This is a genomic window from Streptomyces sp. NPDC051322 (genome assembly GCF_040689485.1).
GTDB lineage: Bacteria > Actinomycetota > Actinomycetes > Streptomycetales > Streptomycetaceae > Streptomyces.
In genome coordinates this window covers 187,448-200,623 of sequence record NZ_JBFBAK010000003.1, presented here as the reverse complement: position 1 = coordinate 200,623, position 13,176 = coordinate 187,448, and the positions used below count along the sequence as shown (strand labels likewise).

The 13,176-nt window shown below is 67.8% G+C and carries 15 protein-coding genes and 1 riboswitch; of the genes, 7 read left to right on the top strand and 8 right to left on the bottom strand.

All coding sequences use genetic code 11. The annotated features are described in order from the left end of the window. Window positions 1-3: 3 nt before the first annotated feature. Window positions 4-456: a GNAT family N-acetyltransferase gene (locus AB0436_RS09145; protein ID WP_366467091.1), complete on the bottom strand. Its 453-nt coding sequence runs from the start codon at window positions 454-456 to the stop codon at window positions 4-6. Between the two features lie 88 nt (window positions 457-544). Between AB0436_RS09145 and AB0436_RS09140 the strand changes: the two genes are divergently transcribed. Beyond that, complete coding sequence (locus AB0436_RS09140; RefSeq protein WP_366467090.1) at window positions 545-1,693, top strand: MFS transporter; 1,149 nt, start codon at window positions 545-547, stop codon at window positions 1,691-1,693. A 37-nt stretch (window positions 1,694-1,730) separates the two neighbouring features. Here AB0436_RS09140 and AB0436_RS09135 read toward each other — a convergent pair whose 3' ends face one another. Next, window positions 1,731-2,603 carry a GNAT family N-acetyltransferase gene (locus AB0436_RS09135; RefSeq protein WP_366467089.1) on the bottom strand — a complete coding sequence of 291 codons (873 nt, stop codon included), beginning with the start codon at window positions 2,601-2,603 and terminating at the stop codon, window positions 1,731-1,733. A 197-nt stretch (window positions 2,604-2,800) separates the two neighbouring features. Between AB0436_RS09135 and AB0436_RS09130 the strand changes: the two genes are divergently transcribed. Further along, entirely contained in the window at window positions 2,801-3,436 is a 636-nt protein-coding gene (locus AB0436_RS09130) for an HAD-IB family phosphatase (protein ID WP_366467088.1), read from the top strand. Window positions 3,437-3,458: 22 nt separating this feature from the next. Here the strand turns inward: AB0436_RS09130 and AB0436_RS09125 are convergent, their stop codons facing one another. The 4 genes from AB0436_RS09125 to AB0436_RS09110 all read right to left on the bottom strand — a co-directional run bounded on the left by AB0436_RS09125 (window position 3,459) and on the right by AB0436_RS09110 (window position 6,644). Beyond that, complete coding sequence (locus tag AB0436_RS09125) at window positions 3,459-3,941, bottom strand: NUDIX hydrolase (protein WP_366467087.1); 483 nt, start codon at window positions 3,939-3,941, stop codon at window positions 3,459-3,461. Window positions 3,942-4,002: 61 nt separating this feature from the next. Further along, the gene (locus AB0436_RS09120; RefSeq protein WP_366467086.1) at window positions 4,003-4,899 is read right to left on the bottom strand and encodes a LysR family transcriptional regulator; all 897 of its coding nucleotides are present in this window, start codon (window positions 4,897-4,899) and stop codon (window positions 4,003-4,005) included. Between the two features lie 200 nt (window positions 4,900-5,099). Then, complete coding sequence (locus AB0436_RS09115) at window positions 5,100-6,248, bottom strand: cystathionine gamma-lyase (protein WP_366467085.1); 1,149 nt, start codon at window positions 6,246-6,248, stop codon at window positions 5,100-5,102. Between the two features lie 18 nt (window positions 6,249-6,266). Continuing rightward, window positions 6,267-6,644 (bottom strand): phage holin family protein, encoded by a 378-nt coding sequence (locus AB0436_RS09110; RefSeq protein WP_366467084.1) that lies wholly within the window; start codon window positions 6,642-6,644, stop codon window positions 6,267-6,269. Between the two features lie 51 nt (window positions 6,645-6,695). On the opposite strand from AB0436_RS09110, the gene AB0436_RS09105 reads away from it, so the two are divergent. The 4 genes from AB0436_RS09105 (at window position 6,696) to AB0436_RS09090 (ending at window position 8,847) form a co-directional block, all read left to right on the top strand. Next, on the top strand, window positions 6,696-7,013 hold the full coding sequence (locus AB0436_RS09105) for a cupin domain-containing protein (protein ID WP_365853811.1): 318 nt from the start codon (window positions 6,696-6,698) through the stop codon (window positions 7,011-7,013). Window positions 7,014-7,203: 190 nt separating this feature from the next. Further along, a complete protein-coding gene (locus tag AB0436_RS09100; RefSeq protein WP_365854127.1) occupies window positions 7,204-7,416 on the top strand; it encodes a DUF5326 family protein in 213 nt (70 codons plus the stop codon). A gap of 111 nt (window positions 7,417-7,527) precedes the next feature. Continuing rightward, window positions 7,528-8,298 (top strand): helix-turn-helix domain-containing protein, encoded by a 771-nt coding sequence (locus AB0436_RS09095; protein WP_366467083.1) that lies wholly within the window; start codon window positions 7,528-7,530, stop codon window positions 8,296-8,298. Window positions 8,299-8,412: 114 nt separating this feature from the next. Next, a complete protein-coding gene (locus tag AB0436_RS09090) occupies window positions 8,413-8,847 on the top strand; it encodes an SsgA family sporulation/cell division regulator (RefSeq protein ID WP_366467082.1) in 435 nt (144 codons plus the stop codon). A gap of 28 nt (window positions 8,848-8,875) precedes the next feature. On the opposite strand, the gene AB0436_RS09085 is transcribed toward AB0436_RS09090, so the two are convergent. Further along, window positions 8,876-10,198, bottom strand: coding sequence for a YibE/F family protein (locus AB0436_RS09085; protein ID WP_366467081.1), 1,323 nt, complete (start codon window positions 10,196-10,198; stop codon window positions 8,876-8,878). A gap of 69 nt (window positions 10,199-10,267) precedes the next feature. Then, window positions 10,268-10,392: riboswitch (TPP riboswitch) on the top strand. On the opposite strand from AB0436_RS09085, the gene thiC reads away from it, so the two are divergent. Beyond that, complete coding sequence (gene thiC / locus AB0436_RS09080) at window positions 10,385-12,184, top strand: phosphomethylpyrimidine synthase ThiC (protein ID WP_366467080.1); 1,800 nt, start codon at window positions 10,385-10,387, stop codon at window positions 12,182-12,184. (Overlaps the previous riboswitch by 8 nt.) Before the next feature lie 38 nt (window positions 12,185-12,222). Here the strand turns inward: thiC and AB0436_RS09075 are convergent, their stop codons facing one another. After that, the gene (locus AB0436_RS09075; protein WP_366467079.1) at window positions 12,223-13,053 is read right to left on the bottom strand and encodes a hypothetical protein; all 831 of its coding nucleotides are present in this window, start codon (window positions 13,051-13,053) and stop codon (window positions 12,223-12,225) included. Window positions 13,054-13,176: the final 123 nt, after the last annotated feature.

Below are 13,176 nucleotides of genomic sequence, written 5' to 3'. Positions count from 1 at the left end.
CGGTCAGAGTTGGAGCTTGAAGCCGAGGTGGGTGGCCGTGAAGCCGAGCCGTGCGTAGAAGCGGTGGGCATCGGTGCGGGTGGTGTCGGAGGTGAGCTGGACCAATCGGCAGCCCTGATGCCGGGATTCGCCGATCGCCCATTCCATGAGCTGAGTGCCGAGGCCGCTCGCTCGCTCGTCGGCGTGGACGCGTACGCCTTCAATGACGGAACGCGTGGCGCCCCGGCGCGAGAGCCCGGGGATCACGGTGAGCTGGAGGGTGCCGACGGTGCGACCGTCGCGGACGGCGACGACCAGGTGCTGGTGGGGGTCGGCGGCGATTCGCCGGTGAGCCTCGATGTACGGGGTCAGATCGTCGGGGGCCTCCCGGTCGGCGCCGAGCGGGTCATCGGCCAGCATGGCCACGATGGCCGGGATGTCGCTCTCGCCTGCGGGACGTATCTCCAGGTCACTCATGGTCCGCCAGGCTACGTGAGCCGGCGCGGCGTCCGCACCTCTCCGGAGGGGACCGCCGTCCGGGGACGCCCTTGCAATTAGCTAGCGTGTGATCATCGGGCTGTTGCCGCAGGTGGCCGCCTCCTTCCAGGTCTCGATCCCGACCGCGGGGATCCTCGTCACGGGGTACGCCCTCGGAGTGGTCGCCGGAGCACCGTTGATGACCGTGCTCGGCACCCGTATCTCCCGCAAAAAGATGTTGATGCTGTTGATGGGTCTTTTCATCGCGGGCAACGTCATTTCCGCTACCGCACCCGCCTTCGGAGTGATGCTCGCCGGACGGATCGTTGCCTCTCTCGCCCACGGCGCGTTCTTCGGCATCGGCTCGGTCGTCGCCGCCGATGTCGTGGCCCCGCAGAGGAAGGCAGGGGCCATCGCCATGATGTTCACCGGACTGACCCTCGCCAAGGTCATCGGTGTTCCGCTCAGCACGCTCGTGGGCCAGGACATCGGCTGGCGGCTCACCTTCCTGATCGTCGCCGCGCTCGGCATCGTCGGACTGCTGGGCATCACCAGGCTGGTACCGGAGCAGCCCAAGCCCCAAGGGGTACGGCTGCGCCATGAGCTCGGGGAGTTCCGCAATGTGCAGGTGCTGCTCGCCATGGCGATGACCGTGCTGGGCTTCGGCGGTGTCTTTGCTGCGATCACCTACATTTCGCCGATGATGACCTCGGTCGCCGGGTTTTCCGAGACCACCGTCACCTGGCTACTGGTGCTCTTCGGGCTCGGTATGGTCAGTGGCAACCTGGTGGGTGGCAAGCTCGCCGACCGGGCGCTGATGCCGCTGCTGTACGTCTCCCTCGGCGGTCTCGCCCTTGTGCTGGCCCTGTTCACGGTCACCGCGCACCACAGGATCGCGTCGGCCGTCACCATCTTCCTGATCGGTGGCCTCGGCTTCGCGACCGTGCCGCCGTTGCAGAAGCGGGTACTGGACCAGGCGGCGGGCGCACCGACGCTGGCATCCGCCGTCAATATCGGGGCCTTCAATCTGGGCAACGCGCTGTCGGCCTGGCTCGGCGGGATGGTCATCGCGGCCGGTCTCGGCTACACCGCCCCCAACTGGGTGGGCGCCGTGCTCGCGGCGTCGGCGCTGGTCCTCGCGGTCATCTCAAGCAGGCTGGAGCGACGGAGCGTGTCTTCCGGCCGAATCGTCGCTTCGTCGTCGCCGGGGACGGCCGCTGTTTCGGCTCACCGCTGATCCGGGAGACAGCAGCCCGTCCGGCGGCCTGAAGCCGTCAGCCTGCCGCGACCGTCAGCGGGGCGAAACGACGGGTCCAGTCACCCGGGAGATCGCGGACGCCGAAGGTCATCACCGCGTTGAAGGTGACCGGTTCCATGCCACCGGTTTTCGTCCAGGCCAGAAGTTCCTGATGGCGCACATCGATGTCGGTACGCAGCGGGCGATCGGTGCCGGCCGCGAGGGAAGCGATCAGAGCCTTCGCCGTCTCTGTGTCACGGGCGACCAGCGGGCCCACCACATCGGTTGCCATATTGGGCCAGGCCGCCGCATAGCCAGTGACGCCGTCGGCGTCCTCCGCCACCCGGAACTGATCGGCGAAAGCAGGCAGCCGTGTGATCATCTGGGTGCGGTCCACGCCGAAGACCTCGCCGTCCAGACGCAGAATTGTCTGCAGATCGCGGGCTGTGGCGGGGCGGGTGGCCGCCTTCGGAGCTGGGCCGTGCGGCCGGAAGCGACCGCGGATCATCTCGGCCCTGCCGGTGACGAGGAAGCCGAGCTCCTCGTACAGCGGCTGCCCGTACGGGGTGGCATGCAGGGTGAGCGGGGTCTCGGAGCACTCGGCGAGGACATGTTTCATCAGGCGCCGCCCGACGCCTTGGCGTGCGTACTTCTCGGCGACCAGAACCATGCCGATGGCCGTGAGACCCCGTTCGCCCGCGCCGATACTGCGGTAGGAGGTGACCACGCAGGCGGTGCCCAGCCCCTTGCCCTGAGGATCATCGATACCGTAACCGGTGCCTGCTGCGAGCAGCAGACTCCATTTGTGTTCTTCACGCGGCCAGCCCCGGTTCTCGGAGAGGTCGGCGCAGGATTGGAGATCACCGGGGTTCAGCCGGCGGATGGGTAGCTCGTCGAGCGGTGAGGGCATGAGATCAAGCTTGCTGACGGGGATGTGATCCGTCCATCGCTTTCCGGCTGCTCGCCGGTTGCTTCTGTCCGCGTTTTCCGGCCGCAGTGCCCCGGCGCACGGGACGGGTCAGCGGTTTCACGTGAAACAGGCCGTCACAGCAGGGGCGTCGGGGCGTCCGTCAGCGGGAGCAACCCGCTGTACTAGCCTCGGCCCATATGGCGCGCTTGCATCTCTTCGACCTCGACGGAACGCTGATACGCGGATCGGCCGCGCCAGTGGAGATCTCCCGGCAGTTGGGACTGCTGGAGGAGATCGGCGTACTGGAACAGGATCTCGGCTCGGGCAGGATCGGCCCACCGGAGTACGCGGTGCGGGTGCATGCTCTGTGGTCCAAGCTCACTCTGGAGCATGTGAGGGCGGCCTTCGAGGCAGCGCCCTGGCTCGCCGGTATCCGGGAAGTGTGGCGGGAGATCCGAGAGAGCGGGGAGTACTGCGCGGTGATCTCGCTCTCGCCGTCGTTCTTCGTGGAACGGCTGCTCGGCTGGGGCGCTCATGCCGCGCACGGCTCCCGCTTTCCGGAAGTCCCGTTCACGCGGCCGGTGGATCCGGCGGGCATCCTCAGTGCTGCGGCGAAAGTACGGATCGCCGATCAGCTCTGCACCGACTTCGGTGTCGGGCGGGCCGACTGTGTCGCGTACGGCGACTCTATGTCGGACGTCGAACTCTTCAGGTCAGTGCCGCTCTCCGTGGCCGTGAACGCGGACCGGCATCTGGCAGGTCTTGCCACGCACAGCTATGCCGGAGGTGATCTGCGCGAGGTGTACGCCCTGGCTCACAGCGTCGGATCCTGAGCGCCGTCAGGCCAGCCGGGAGTCACCCGAGGTCGGGTGCCAGCAGTGCGTGGACGCCTTCGATATTGCCGTCGAGGTAATGCCGCAGCGACAGGGGCACCAGGTGGACAGCGGCGATCCCGACCCGGCTGAAGGGCACCCGGACGATCTCGTATCCGCCGCACGGCTCGTCCACCTCGGGGCCGTGCCGCAGCGAGGGGTCCATGGACTCCAGCCGGCAGACGAAGAAGTGCTGGACCTTCACCCCGGCCAGGCTGCCGTCGTCCGGAATGTGCTCCACGGTGTCGACGAAGCAGGGCACCACATCGGTGATCTTGGCGCCGAGTTCCTCGTCCACCTCACGGTGCAGGGCATCGACCACGCTGGTGTCCTCGGCTTCGACTCCGCCGCCCGGGGTCACCCAGTACGGGTCCACACCGGGTTTGGTCCTCTTGATGAGGATCAGGTGGTCGCCGTCGAGCAGGACGGCGCGTGCGGTGCGCTTGACCACTGGGCGTTCGGTCATGGAAGGAGATTGGCCCGGAGAACCCACTCTGAAACTCCTTGCCCGCTACTGATCCAGCGCCTCAGGACCAGTCGGCCGCAGCTCGCAGTAGCCAATCCTGGGCCCGCGCGATGAGCGGAAGGGCCAGAGTACCGCTCCGGACAGCCAGGAAGTAGGTGCGCAAAGGCGGGACCGGAGGGTCGAGCAGGGCCACCATCGCGCCCTGTGCCAGGGCCTCCTCGCACAGGTACCGGGGAAGGACCGCGAGGCCCGCGCCCGCCACCACTGCCTGCTGGACCGCTCGGAGATCGGGCGCGACGACCGTGCCGGTGGTGGCGGGGCTGGTGTCGAAGACCGCAGCCCAGTAGCGGGCGACCAGCGGCAACGACTCATGGACCTCCACGACAGGCAGTTCCTGCAGTACGGAGGGTCCTTTGCGGCGCAGCAGCCCGGGACCGATCCGGGCAGCCCAGCGGGGGGAGGCGACCAGCACGTGCTCCTCGTCGCAGAGTGCGGTCGCGGTGAGCAGTCCACCGCGGGGCCGGGCGGTGGTGATGGCCAGGTCGTGGTGTCCGGAAGCCAGTCCCTCCAGGGTCTGCTCGGCATTGCCGAAGGAGGCCCGCAGTGAGATTCCCTGCGGGATGAGTGCGGTGAGCGCCGGCAGTGCGCGTATCGCGGTGAACTCGGGCGGCCCTGCCAGATGCAGGGTGCGGGAGCCGCTCTCCTCGTCGAGGCCGCTCTCGGTGATCTCGACCAGTGCGTCCAGGTGCGGGGCGGCGCGGTGTGCGAGTTCGTCACCGATGGTGGTGGGGGTCACTCCGCGTGCCTGGCGCAGAAACAGTGGACGGCCCAGCTGCCGTTCCAGTGCGCGTATCTGGCTGGTCACGGCGGGCTGCGAGAGTCCGAGGAGCGCGGCGGCGCGAGTGAAGGACCCGGCCCGGTGCACGGTGACGAAGGTGCGGAGCAGGGCAAGGTCCATTTCTCTGCATCCCGTCCTGGCTGCTCGAAGACGTCTCCGGCCGGGCCCCACTATAAATATGTCGATAGGTCTCTGTCGCTCCCGTGATTGGACATTGACTCACAGTCAACTAGCCTTGTCCTCGCGGTTCTTCGCGCATGGAACCGGAACGGCCCGAGCCATGAGGGGGGAGGCTCGGGCCGTTCGTCGTGCCGGTCGGGCTACCGAGGGGCGGCCTCGTGCAGTGCCCTGAGCACATCGTGCACGAGGTCATCGGGGTCCTCGCAGCCGACGGAGAAGCGGATGAAGCCTTCCGGCACGTCGTCACCGCCCCAGCGCCGGCGCCGTTCCGCGGTGGAGCGGACGCCGCCGAAGCTGGTCGCGTCGTCGACGATCCGGAGGGCGTCGAGGAAGCGTTCCGCATACCCGCGGTCGGGCAGTACGAAGGAGACGACGCAGCCGAAGCGGCGCATCTGTCCCGCTGCGACCCGGTGGGACGGGTCGCCGGGCAGGCCGGGGTGGCGCAGACCCGTGATCTCGGCCCGGCCGTTCAAGGCCTCGGCGAGTGCCAGCGCGTTCACGGACTGCCGGTCGGCCCGCAGCTGGATGGTGGCGAGCGAACGATGCGCCAGCCAGGCCTCCATCGGCCCCGGGATCGCCCCGACCACCTTGCGCCACTTCCTTACGCGTGCGGCGAGCTGCGTGTCCCGGCAGGTCACATAGCCGAGCAGGATGTCACCGTGGCCGGTGAGTGCTTTGGTGCCGCTGGCCACGGCGAAGTCGGCACCGAGCTCGAGCGGCCGTTGTCCGAGCGGGGTCGCGAGCGTGTTGTCGACGGCGACGAGCGCCCCGCCGGCGTGCGCGGCCGCCGCCAGCCGCCGTACATCACACACGTCGAGTCCCGGGTTGGACGGGGTTTCGATCCACAGCAGCCGCGCGCCTTCAAGGACGCCGAGCTGGGCGTCCCCGGCGGTCGGCGCGGTGCGCACCTCGATCCCGTAGGCCTCCAGCTGTTCGCGCACCAGCGGCAGCGCCTGATACCCGTCGGCAGGCAGCACCACCGCATCACCCGCGCGGGTCTGCGAGAGCAGTACCGCGGAGATCGCGGCCATCCCCGAGGCAAAAGTGATCGTCTCGGCCGACTCCAGCGGTGACTCCAGCTCGCTGATGGCGGCTTCGAGGTGCGTCCACGTCGGGTTGGTGTCGCGGCCGTAGGTGTACGGCCCGGTGGGTTCGCCCGGCAGGTGGTAGTGGGCGGCGAAGACCGGGCCGGGCAGGGTCGGCTCATACTTGACCGGCTCGGGCAGCCCGGCGCGAACGGCCCGGGTGCCGTCCCCGGGAACCGGGCTGATGCTGGGGTCGGAGCTCATGCGGGGCATCGGTCCTCGTCAGTCCTCGTCGGGCAGGACGACATGCATCGCCCAGGAAACGATCGCGATGATGAGGCCGCCGAGTACGGCGGTCCAGAAGCCCTCCACATGGAACGAGAGGTCGAGCCCGCCGGACAGCCACGAGGTGAGCAGCAACATCAATGCGTTGATCACCAGAGTGATCAGCCCCAGTGTGAGGATGAAGAGGGGGAAGGCCAGCACCTTCACGATGGGCTTCACGACGAAGTTCACCACGCCGAAGACGAGCGCGACGATGATCAGCGTTATGGCCTTGCGGCCGGTGGAGTCGCCGCCCAGCGTGATGTCCTGAAGCAGCCAGATGGCCACGAACAGGGCCGCGGCATTGGCGACCGTCTTGACTACGAAATTCTTCATGTGTCTGATCGTGGCAGACACGATCGGGACAAGTGCAGGGGCTGACGGGCGATGAAGGCATTCCGGCTGGACGAACTCGAGGCGGAGCGCGCTGCCAACGACGGCGCATATCTGCAGTTCCTGCGTGAAAGGAACATGTCGGTCGGCCTCTATGCGCTGGACGCCGGTGAGACCGACCGACAGCAGCCGCACGGGCAGGACGAGGTGTACTTCGTCGTCAGCGGCCGGGCCTCGATCACCGTGGGCACGGAGACGACCGAGGTCGCCCGCGGCGGTGTGGTGTACGTGCCGGCAGGGATGACGCACAAGTTCCATCACATCTCGGAGGACCTGCGGGTGCTGGTGGTCTTCTCACCGCCGGAGGGCTGACGCCCTCCACCCCGGGGGCCGCCGGCCTTCGCGCAGGTGCGTCCCGTAGGGGTCGGGTCAGGGGAGGACAAGGGATGCCGACGACCCGCTGCCGCCTTCAACGGCTTTAGCATCGGTGTCAGGACGCCCGGAGCAGCCGGAGCGGCCGAGCAGGACCCGGAAGACCCAGGAAGAGGTAAGGACGATGGCGGTGCGAGAGATCTTCGCGGGAATGCCGTGGTGGGTGAAGTGGGTCGCGGTGCCCGTCATCGCCCTGGTCGTGTTCGGCGGTCTCATTGCGACCGTGGTCGGCTTCGTGATCGGTCTGCTCTTCAAGCTGCTGGTCTTCGTCGCCATCGTGGGTGGCCTCATCTACGTCGTACGCAAGTTCACTTCTTCGTCGTCCTCACGCGGCGACTGGTGAGCCGCGGCGGCAGCCGGCCCCCGCTGAGCGGCTTGGGCCGGCCAACCGTCCTGCTCCGGTGATGGCAGTGGCTAAAGTGGGGCATCTCTGCCGCTTCTTGGGGATGACCGCTTGGCCACGACACCTCGACCAGCTGTTCCGACACTGATCGCTTCGGTGCAGAGGGCGCTCAGACTGCTGGAGGCGGTGGGCGCCCATCCTGATGGCGCCCCGGCCAAGCAGCTGGCCCGAGAAGCCGGACTTCCGCTGCCGACCGCCTACCACCTGCTGCGCACACTCACCCACGAGGACTACCTGCGCCGGGAGAGCGGTGTTTTCGTGCCCGGAGCGGCTGCCGAACGACTGGCCGGTGATGGAGCGCTCCGCAGTGGCCGCGCCACGCTGGTGGATTCGCTGACTTACTGGCGTGACTCGCTGGGCGTCGCGGTTTATTTCGCGGTCTACCGCGACGGTGAAATCGAACTTGTCGCGATCGCCGACACCCCCGCCACGCCCGCCGTCGAGGAGTGGGCCGACTTCCGGGAAACGGGTCATGCTCACGCGGTGGGGCAGTGCCTGCTGAGCCAGCTCGACGAGGCGGCCCGTGAAGATCATCTGGATCGCCATCCGGTGCAGCCGCTGACCCCGTATTCGGTGCGTGACCGGCGCGTCCTGCTGCAGCGGCTGGCTGCGGTGGAGCGGATGCAACCGGTGGTGGAGCAGCAGGAGTACGCCCTCGGAACCGTCTGTGCGGCCGTCCCTGTCACCGCAGGATCGGCTGCTGCCACGGTGGCCATTTCCATACCTGTGAACCAGAGAGAACAGTTGCAGTCAGTAGTCGAACAGTTACGGTATGAAGTCGGAGCTCTGCTTCATTCCTTAGTGTTCTCTATCAGTATCTGAAATATCACTCCTTGTGATCCGCTAGCGCTTACAGCACGATTACGTCAAGACGGTCGCGGGGCACAGTCCCGGCCATCTCGTGATCCAACACGGCGTCTACTGCGGGGTAGGGACATGCGCGAATTGGTCCAGGCAGAGGTCATGATGAGCTTCCTCGTCTCCGAGGAGCTCTCCTTCCGTATCCCGGTGGAACTCTGCTACGACGTCACCGACCCCTATGCGATCCGGATGACCTTTCATCTGCCCGGAGACGCCCCGGTGACCTGGACGTTCAGCCGCGAGTTGCTGCTCGACGGCATCAACGCCCCGACCGGTGAGGGTGATGTGCACGTCGCACCCAGCGAGCCGGCCGGGCTTTCCGACACTCACATCCGGCTCCAAGTCGGCGCCGACCGTGCTCTCTTCCGGGCCGGCAGTGCGCCGCTGGTGGCCTTTCTCGACCGTACGGACAAGCTGGTACCCCTCGGACAGGAACACACCCTGCGCGACTTCGACGGCAGCCTCGACGACGCGCTCGGCCGGATTCTGGCCGAGGAGAACGCGGGATAGGCCGACGCCGCCCCGCTGTTCCCTGGCCTCAGTGCCTGCGTCGGTGTCCCCCACCGCCCCGCGGCATACGCGCCGGAGCAGCGTCACCGCGGTTCGGCCGGTCGGCCGCGACCACCAGCGCCGCGAGCGCCGTGGTCACCGGAACGGAGGCGACCAGACCGATCGAGCCGACCAGGGTCCTGACGATCTCCTGCGCCACCAGTTCGGCGTTGGCCACTGAGCCCACGCTGCTCTGCGCGATGGAGAACATCAACAGCAGGGGGAGCGCCGCACCGGCGTAAGCCAGGACCAGCGTGTTCACCACGGACGCGATGTGGTCGCGGCCGATCCGGATACCCGCCCGGTAGAGCCCGCGGGCGCTCATGGTGGGATCGGCCTGGTGAAGTTCCCATACGGCTGAGGTCTGAGTGACCGTCACGTCGTCCAGCACGCCCAGCGAGCCGATGATGATGCCGGCCAGCAGCAGCCCGCTCATACTGATCTGCGGATACAGACCGTGGATGAGACCGGTGCTGTCATCGGTGTTGCCGGACAGACTCGCCCAACCGGTGAACAGTGAGCCGAGCAGGCCGATCAGCAACAGCGACACCAGGGTGCCGATGACGGCGACCGAGGTACGGGCGCTGAGCCCGTGGCAGGTGTAGAGCGCGACCAGCATGATCGCACTCGCACCCACTACGGCGACGATCAGCGGATCCGACCCGTGCAGGATGGCGGGCAGGATGAAGAGCGTCAGCACGGCGAAGCTGACGACCAGCGCGACCAGGGCCATCGCCCCCCGCATCCTGCCCACGGCGACCACCACCAGCGCGAAGACTCCGGCGAGCAGGGCCATCGGGAACTTCCGGTCCACATCGGACACCGCATACTGCAGGTCGTGCGGTGCGTCGGGCGCGTACGCCACCACCACTCCCTGCCCCTGGTGCAACTGCCGTGGTGCGTCCGGCTGGACGATCTCGGTGAAGATCCTGCCCTTGTCCTTGCCGGTCTCCACCTCGACCTTCGCCTTACTGCACTCCCCTGTTGACGTGCCCGCCTCCGCGCCGGTGGTGGAGTCTCGGGTGGTCGGTGCCTGACTGGCATGCACGTCCTTGCAGTCCACAGCGGTGACGCCGATCACTCGTGCTTGCTGCGTCTGCCGGTCGAAGCCGACTCCGGTCCGTGCGTGCGGCGGCGCGCCGCCGGGCCAGAGCACGAGGAGGCCGACGATCACCGCCCCGGAGAAGGGGATCAGCACGGCCGCGATGATCTTGCGGAGGTGCTTGGACACCGGAGCCGCAGGGCCATGGCTGTGCGTGTGCCCGGCGGGATGGCCGGATGTCCGGTCGTGCGGATCCAGGAGCGAGGTCACTGGCGGATCATCGCAAGAAGAGAGGCCCTCTGTTCAGCATGGCCGGGATGGCGCTAGCGTGGGGGGCACCTTTGCACACGCGGGAGCTCGGAGCACCGGGCTGAGAGGGCGCTGACCAGCATTCGCTGTAGCTGCGCCGACCGCCGAACCTGTTACCGGGTAATGCCGGCGTAGGGAGTAGGTCTGATGACCACAGTGGACGCACACACGCCTGCCAACGACAGCAACGAGCGCAAGCCCGGCTGGCACAAGGGGTATGTCCTGGGCCCGGAGGGCTCGAGGGCCGACCTCAGGGTGCCGGTCCGGCAGGTACACCTCACCAACGGGCAGCACGTGACGCTGTACGACACGTCAGGTCCGTACACCGACCCCACCGTTGAAACGGACGTACGCCGCGGGCTGGCCCCGCTGCGGGAGAGTTGGATCATCGGCCGGGGCGACACCGAGGAGTACGCGGGCCGCCCGGTCCGTCCCGAGGACGACGGACTCAAGCACACGTCTCCGCGCGGGGGCCTGCTCCGTGGCGGAGACGGTGATCTACGCGGACTCGACGCGGTCTTCCCGGGCCGGCCACGACAGCCCAGGCGGGGTCGCGACGGCCGCGCGGTGAGCCAGCTCGCGTACGCCAAGCGCGGTGAGATCTCCCCGGAGATGGAGTACGTCGCGATCCGCGAGAACGTCTCCCCCGAGGTCGTCCGGGAGGAGATCGCGGCCGGCCGGGCCGTGCTCCCGGTCAACGTCAACCATCCGGAGATCGAGCCGATGATCATCGGCAAGCGCTTCCTGGTGAAGGTCAACGCCAACATCGGTAACTCCGCGGTCACTTCCTCCATCGAGGAGGAGGTGGACAAGATGACCTGGGCCACCAAGTGGGGCGCCGACACCGTCATGGACCTGTCGACCGGACGCAATATCCACACCACCCGTGAATGGGTGCTGCGCAACTCCCCCGTCCCGATCGGCACCGTGCCCCTCTACCAGGCCCTGGAGAAGGTCGACGGCCGGGCCGAGGAACTGACCTGGGAGATCTACAAGGACACCGTCATCGAGCAGGCCGAGCAGGGTGTCGACTACATGACGGTGCACGCCGGCGTGCGGCTGGCGTATGTGCCGCTCACCGCGCGTCGCAAGACCGGGATCGTCTCGCGCGGCGGGTCGATCATGGCCGCCTGGTGCCTGGCGCATCACAAGGAGTCGTTCCTCTACGAGAACTTCGAGGAGCTCTCCGACATCCTCGCCTCCTACGACGTGACCTACTCGCTCGGCGACGGACTGCGGCCCGGGTCGATCGCGGACGCCAACGACGAGGCGCAGTTCGCGGAGCTCCGTACGCTCGGGGAGCTCAATACGATCGCCAAGCGGCATGACGTCCAGACGATGATCGAGGGCCCGGGGCACGTCCCGATGCACAAGATCAAGGAAAACATCGATCTGCAGCAGGAGATCTGTGAGGAGGCCCCCTTCTACACCCTGGGGCCGCTCACCACCGATGTGGCACCGGCCTACGACCACATCACATCCGGCATCGGGGCTGCGATGATCGCCTGGTGGGGCACGGCGATGCTCTGCTACGTCACGCCGAAGGAGCACCTGGGCCTGCCCAACCGGGACGACGTGAAAACCGGCGTCATCACCTACAAGATCGCTGCTCATGCGGCGGATCTCGCCAAGGGACACCCCGGCGCGCAGGAGTGGGACGACGCGTTGTCGGACGCCCGTTTCGAGTTCCGTTGGGAGGACCAGTTCAATCTGGCTCTCGACCCGGACACCGCACGGGAGTTCCACGACGAGACGCTGCCGGCCGAGCCGGCGAAGACCGCGCACTTCTGCTCCATGTGCGGGCCGAAGTTCTGCTCGATGAAGATCTCCCAGGACATCCGCCGGGAACACGGCGGCAGTCAGGAGGAGATCGAGTCGGGGATGGCGGAGAAGTCCCGGGAGTTCGCCGCGAGCGGCAACCGGGTCTATCTGCCGATCGCCGACTGACACAGCAGGCCCAGGCCCCGCGGCGCCGGCCGGATGATTCACTCCGGCCGGTGCTCGGGCCCCCCGAAGTCCGGGCTGGTGAAGTCCGGGCTGGTGAAGCTGGGGCGCTGCAGTTCGTCGCCGTCTCCGGGGCTGGCGTAGTCGGGCCTGCTGTAGCCGAGGTCGGGCATCCGGCCCGCGGGCCGGTACGTGGCGGGAGCGGCCGGATCCGCGCCCGGGTCGGCGAGAGCCTCGCGCAGGAACGGCAGGATCCCCCGCTCCAACAGGGCGTGGCGCCAGGCGTCCCGGGCGCGGGCGACTTCGTCCGTGAGCCCGTCGTCGCCGTCCTCGTCGCCGGCATGCACCTCGGTCGAGCCGTTGCGAAGAGCCGCGAGAAGCAGTCCGATCGCAGCGACCAGGATGGCGGCCGCGGTGAGCGCACCGAAGAACCAGCCCGCTGTGAGCAGGGTGTCGGCGAAGTCCGGCGGCGGGTCAAGCGCTTTGAGCAGGTAGCCGACCAGCAGGAATATCGCGGCGGCGGTGCCTGCGAGGACAGGCGCCAGCACCGCGATGACGGCGGCGAGCCCCGCACCGGTGGTGTTGGTCGGCTGACCGGTCACCGGAGCGAGGACGGAGGCCCGCGCCGAAGCCGTGGCGGGCGTACGCAGTTCGGCGCGCACCTTGACGAAGTGTTCGTACTCCGCTGCCGCTGCGGTGGTGATCAGGGCATCCGCGTTCAGCACCATGGTGCGCAGCTGTTCGGTGTTGAGCCGGTGGCCGACTTCTGCCAGCTCCGGTCGGTCGTGCGCGGTACGCAGTGTGTGGTCGAGGATGCGCTCGAACTCCGGGCGGTCCTCGATCAGCAGGTGCGAAGCGCTGTTCATGTGCATCCCCCGATGCTCCGTAGGGCCGGGACACCCGCCTTTTGACGGGCGATGGGGCGGAAACGGAGGAGAGCCTGCTACGGATAACCCGATGGTAGAGCTGTTACGGCACGGGGTAACAGAGGGTTT

Excerpts from the sequence above, each read along its gene's own strand:
- AB0436_RS09120 (WP_366467086.1), bottom strand. The coding sequence starts at position 4,899 with ATGGACCTTGCCCTGCTCCGCACCTTCGTCACCGTGCACCGGGCCGGG.
- AB0436_RS09130 (WP_366467088.1), top strand. The coding sequence starts at position 2,801 with ATGGCGCGCTTGCATCTCTTCGACCTCGACGGAACGCTGATACGCGGA.
- AB0436_RS09135 (WP_366467089.1), bottom strand. The coding sequence starts at position 2,603 with ATGCCCTCACCGCTCGACGAGCTACCCATCCGCCGGCTGAACCCCGGT.
- AB0436_RS09075 (WP_366467079.1), bottom strand. The coding sequence starts at position 13,053 with ATGCACATGAACAGCGCTTCGCACCTGCTGATCGAGGACCGCCCGGAG.
- AB0436_RS09145 (WP_366467091.1), bottom strand. The coding sequence starts at position 456 with ATGAGTGACCTGGAGATACGTCCCGCAGGCGAGAGCGACATCCCGGCC.
- AB0436_RS09115 (WP_366467085.1), bottom strand. The coding sequence starts at position 6,248 with ATGAGCTCCGACCCCAGCATCAGCCCGGTTCCCGGGGACGGCACCCGG.
- AB0436_RS09110 (WP_366467084.1), bottom strand. The coding sequence starts at position 6,644 with ATGAAGAATTTCGTAGTCAAGACGGTCGCCAATGCCGCGGCCCTGTTC.
- AB0436_RS09105 (WP_365853811.1), top strand. The coding sequence starts at position 6,696 with ATGAAGGCATTCCGGCTGGACGAACTCGAGGCGGAGCGCGCTGCCAAC.
- thiC (WP_366467080.1), top strand. The coding sequence starts at position 10,385 with ATGACCACAGTGGACGCACACACGCCTGCCAACGACAGCAACGAGCGC.
- AB0436_RS09090 (WP_366467082.1), top strand. The coding sequence starts at position 8,413 with ATGCGCGAATTGGTCCAGGCAGAGGTCATGATGAGCTTCCTCGTCTCC.
- AB0436_RS09125 (WP_366467087.1), bottom strand. The coding sequence starts at position 3,941 with ATGACCGAACGCCCAGTGGTCAAGCGCACCGCACGCGCCGTCCTGCTC.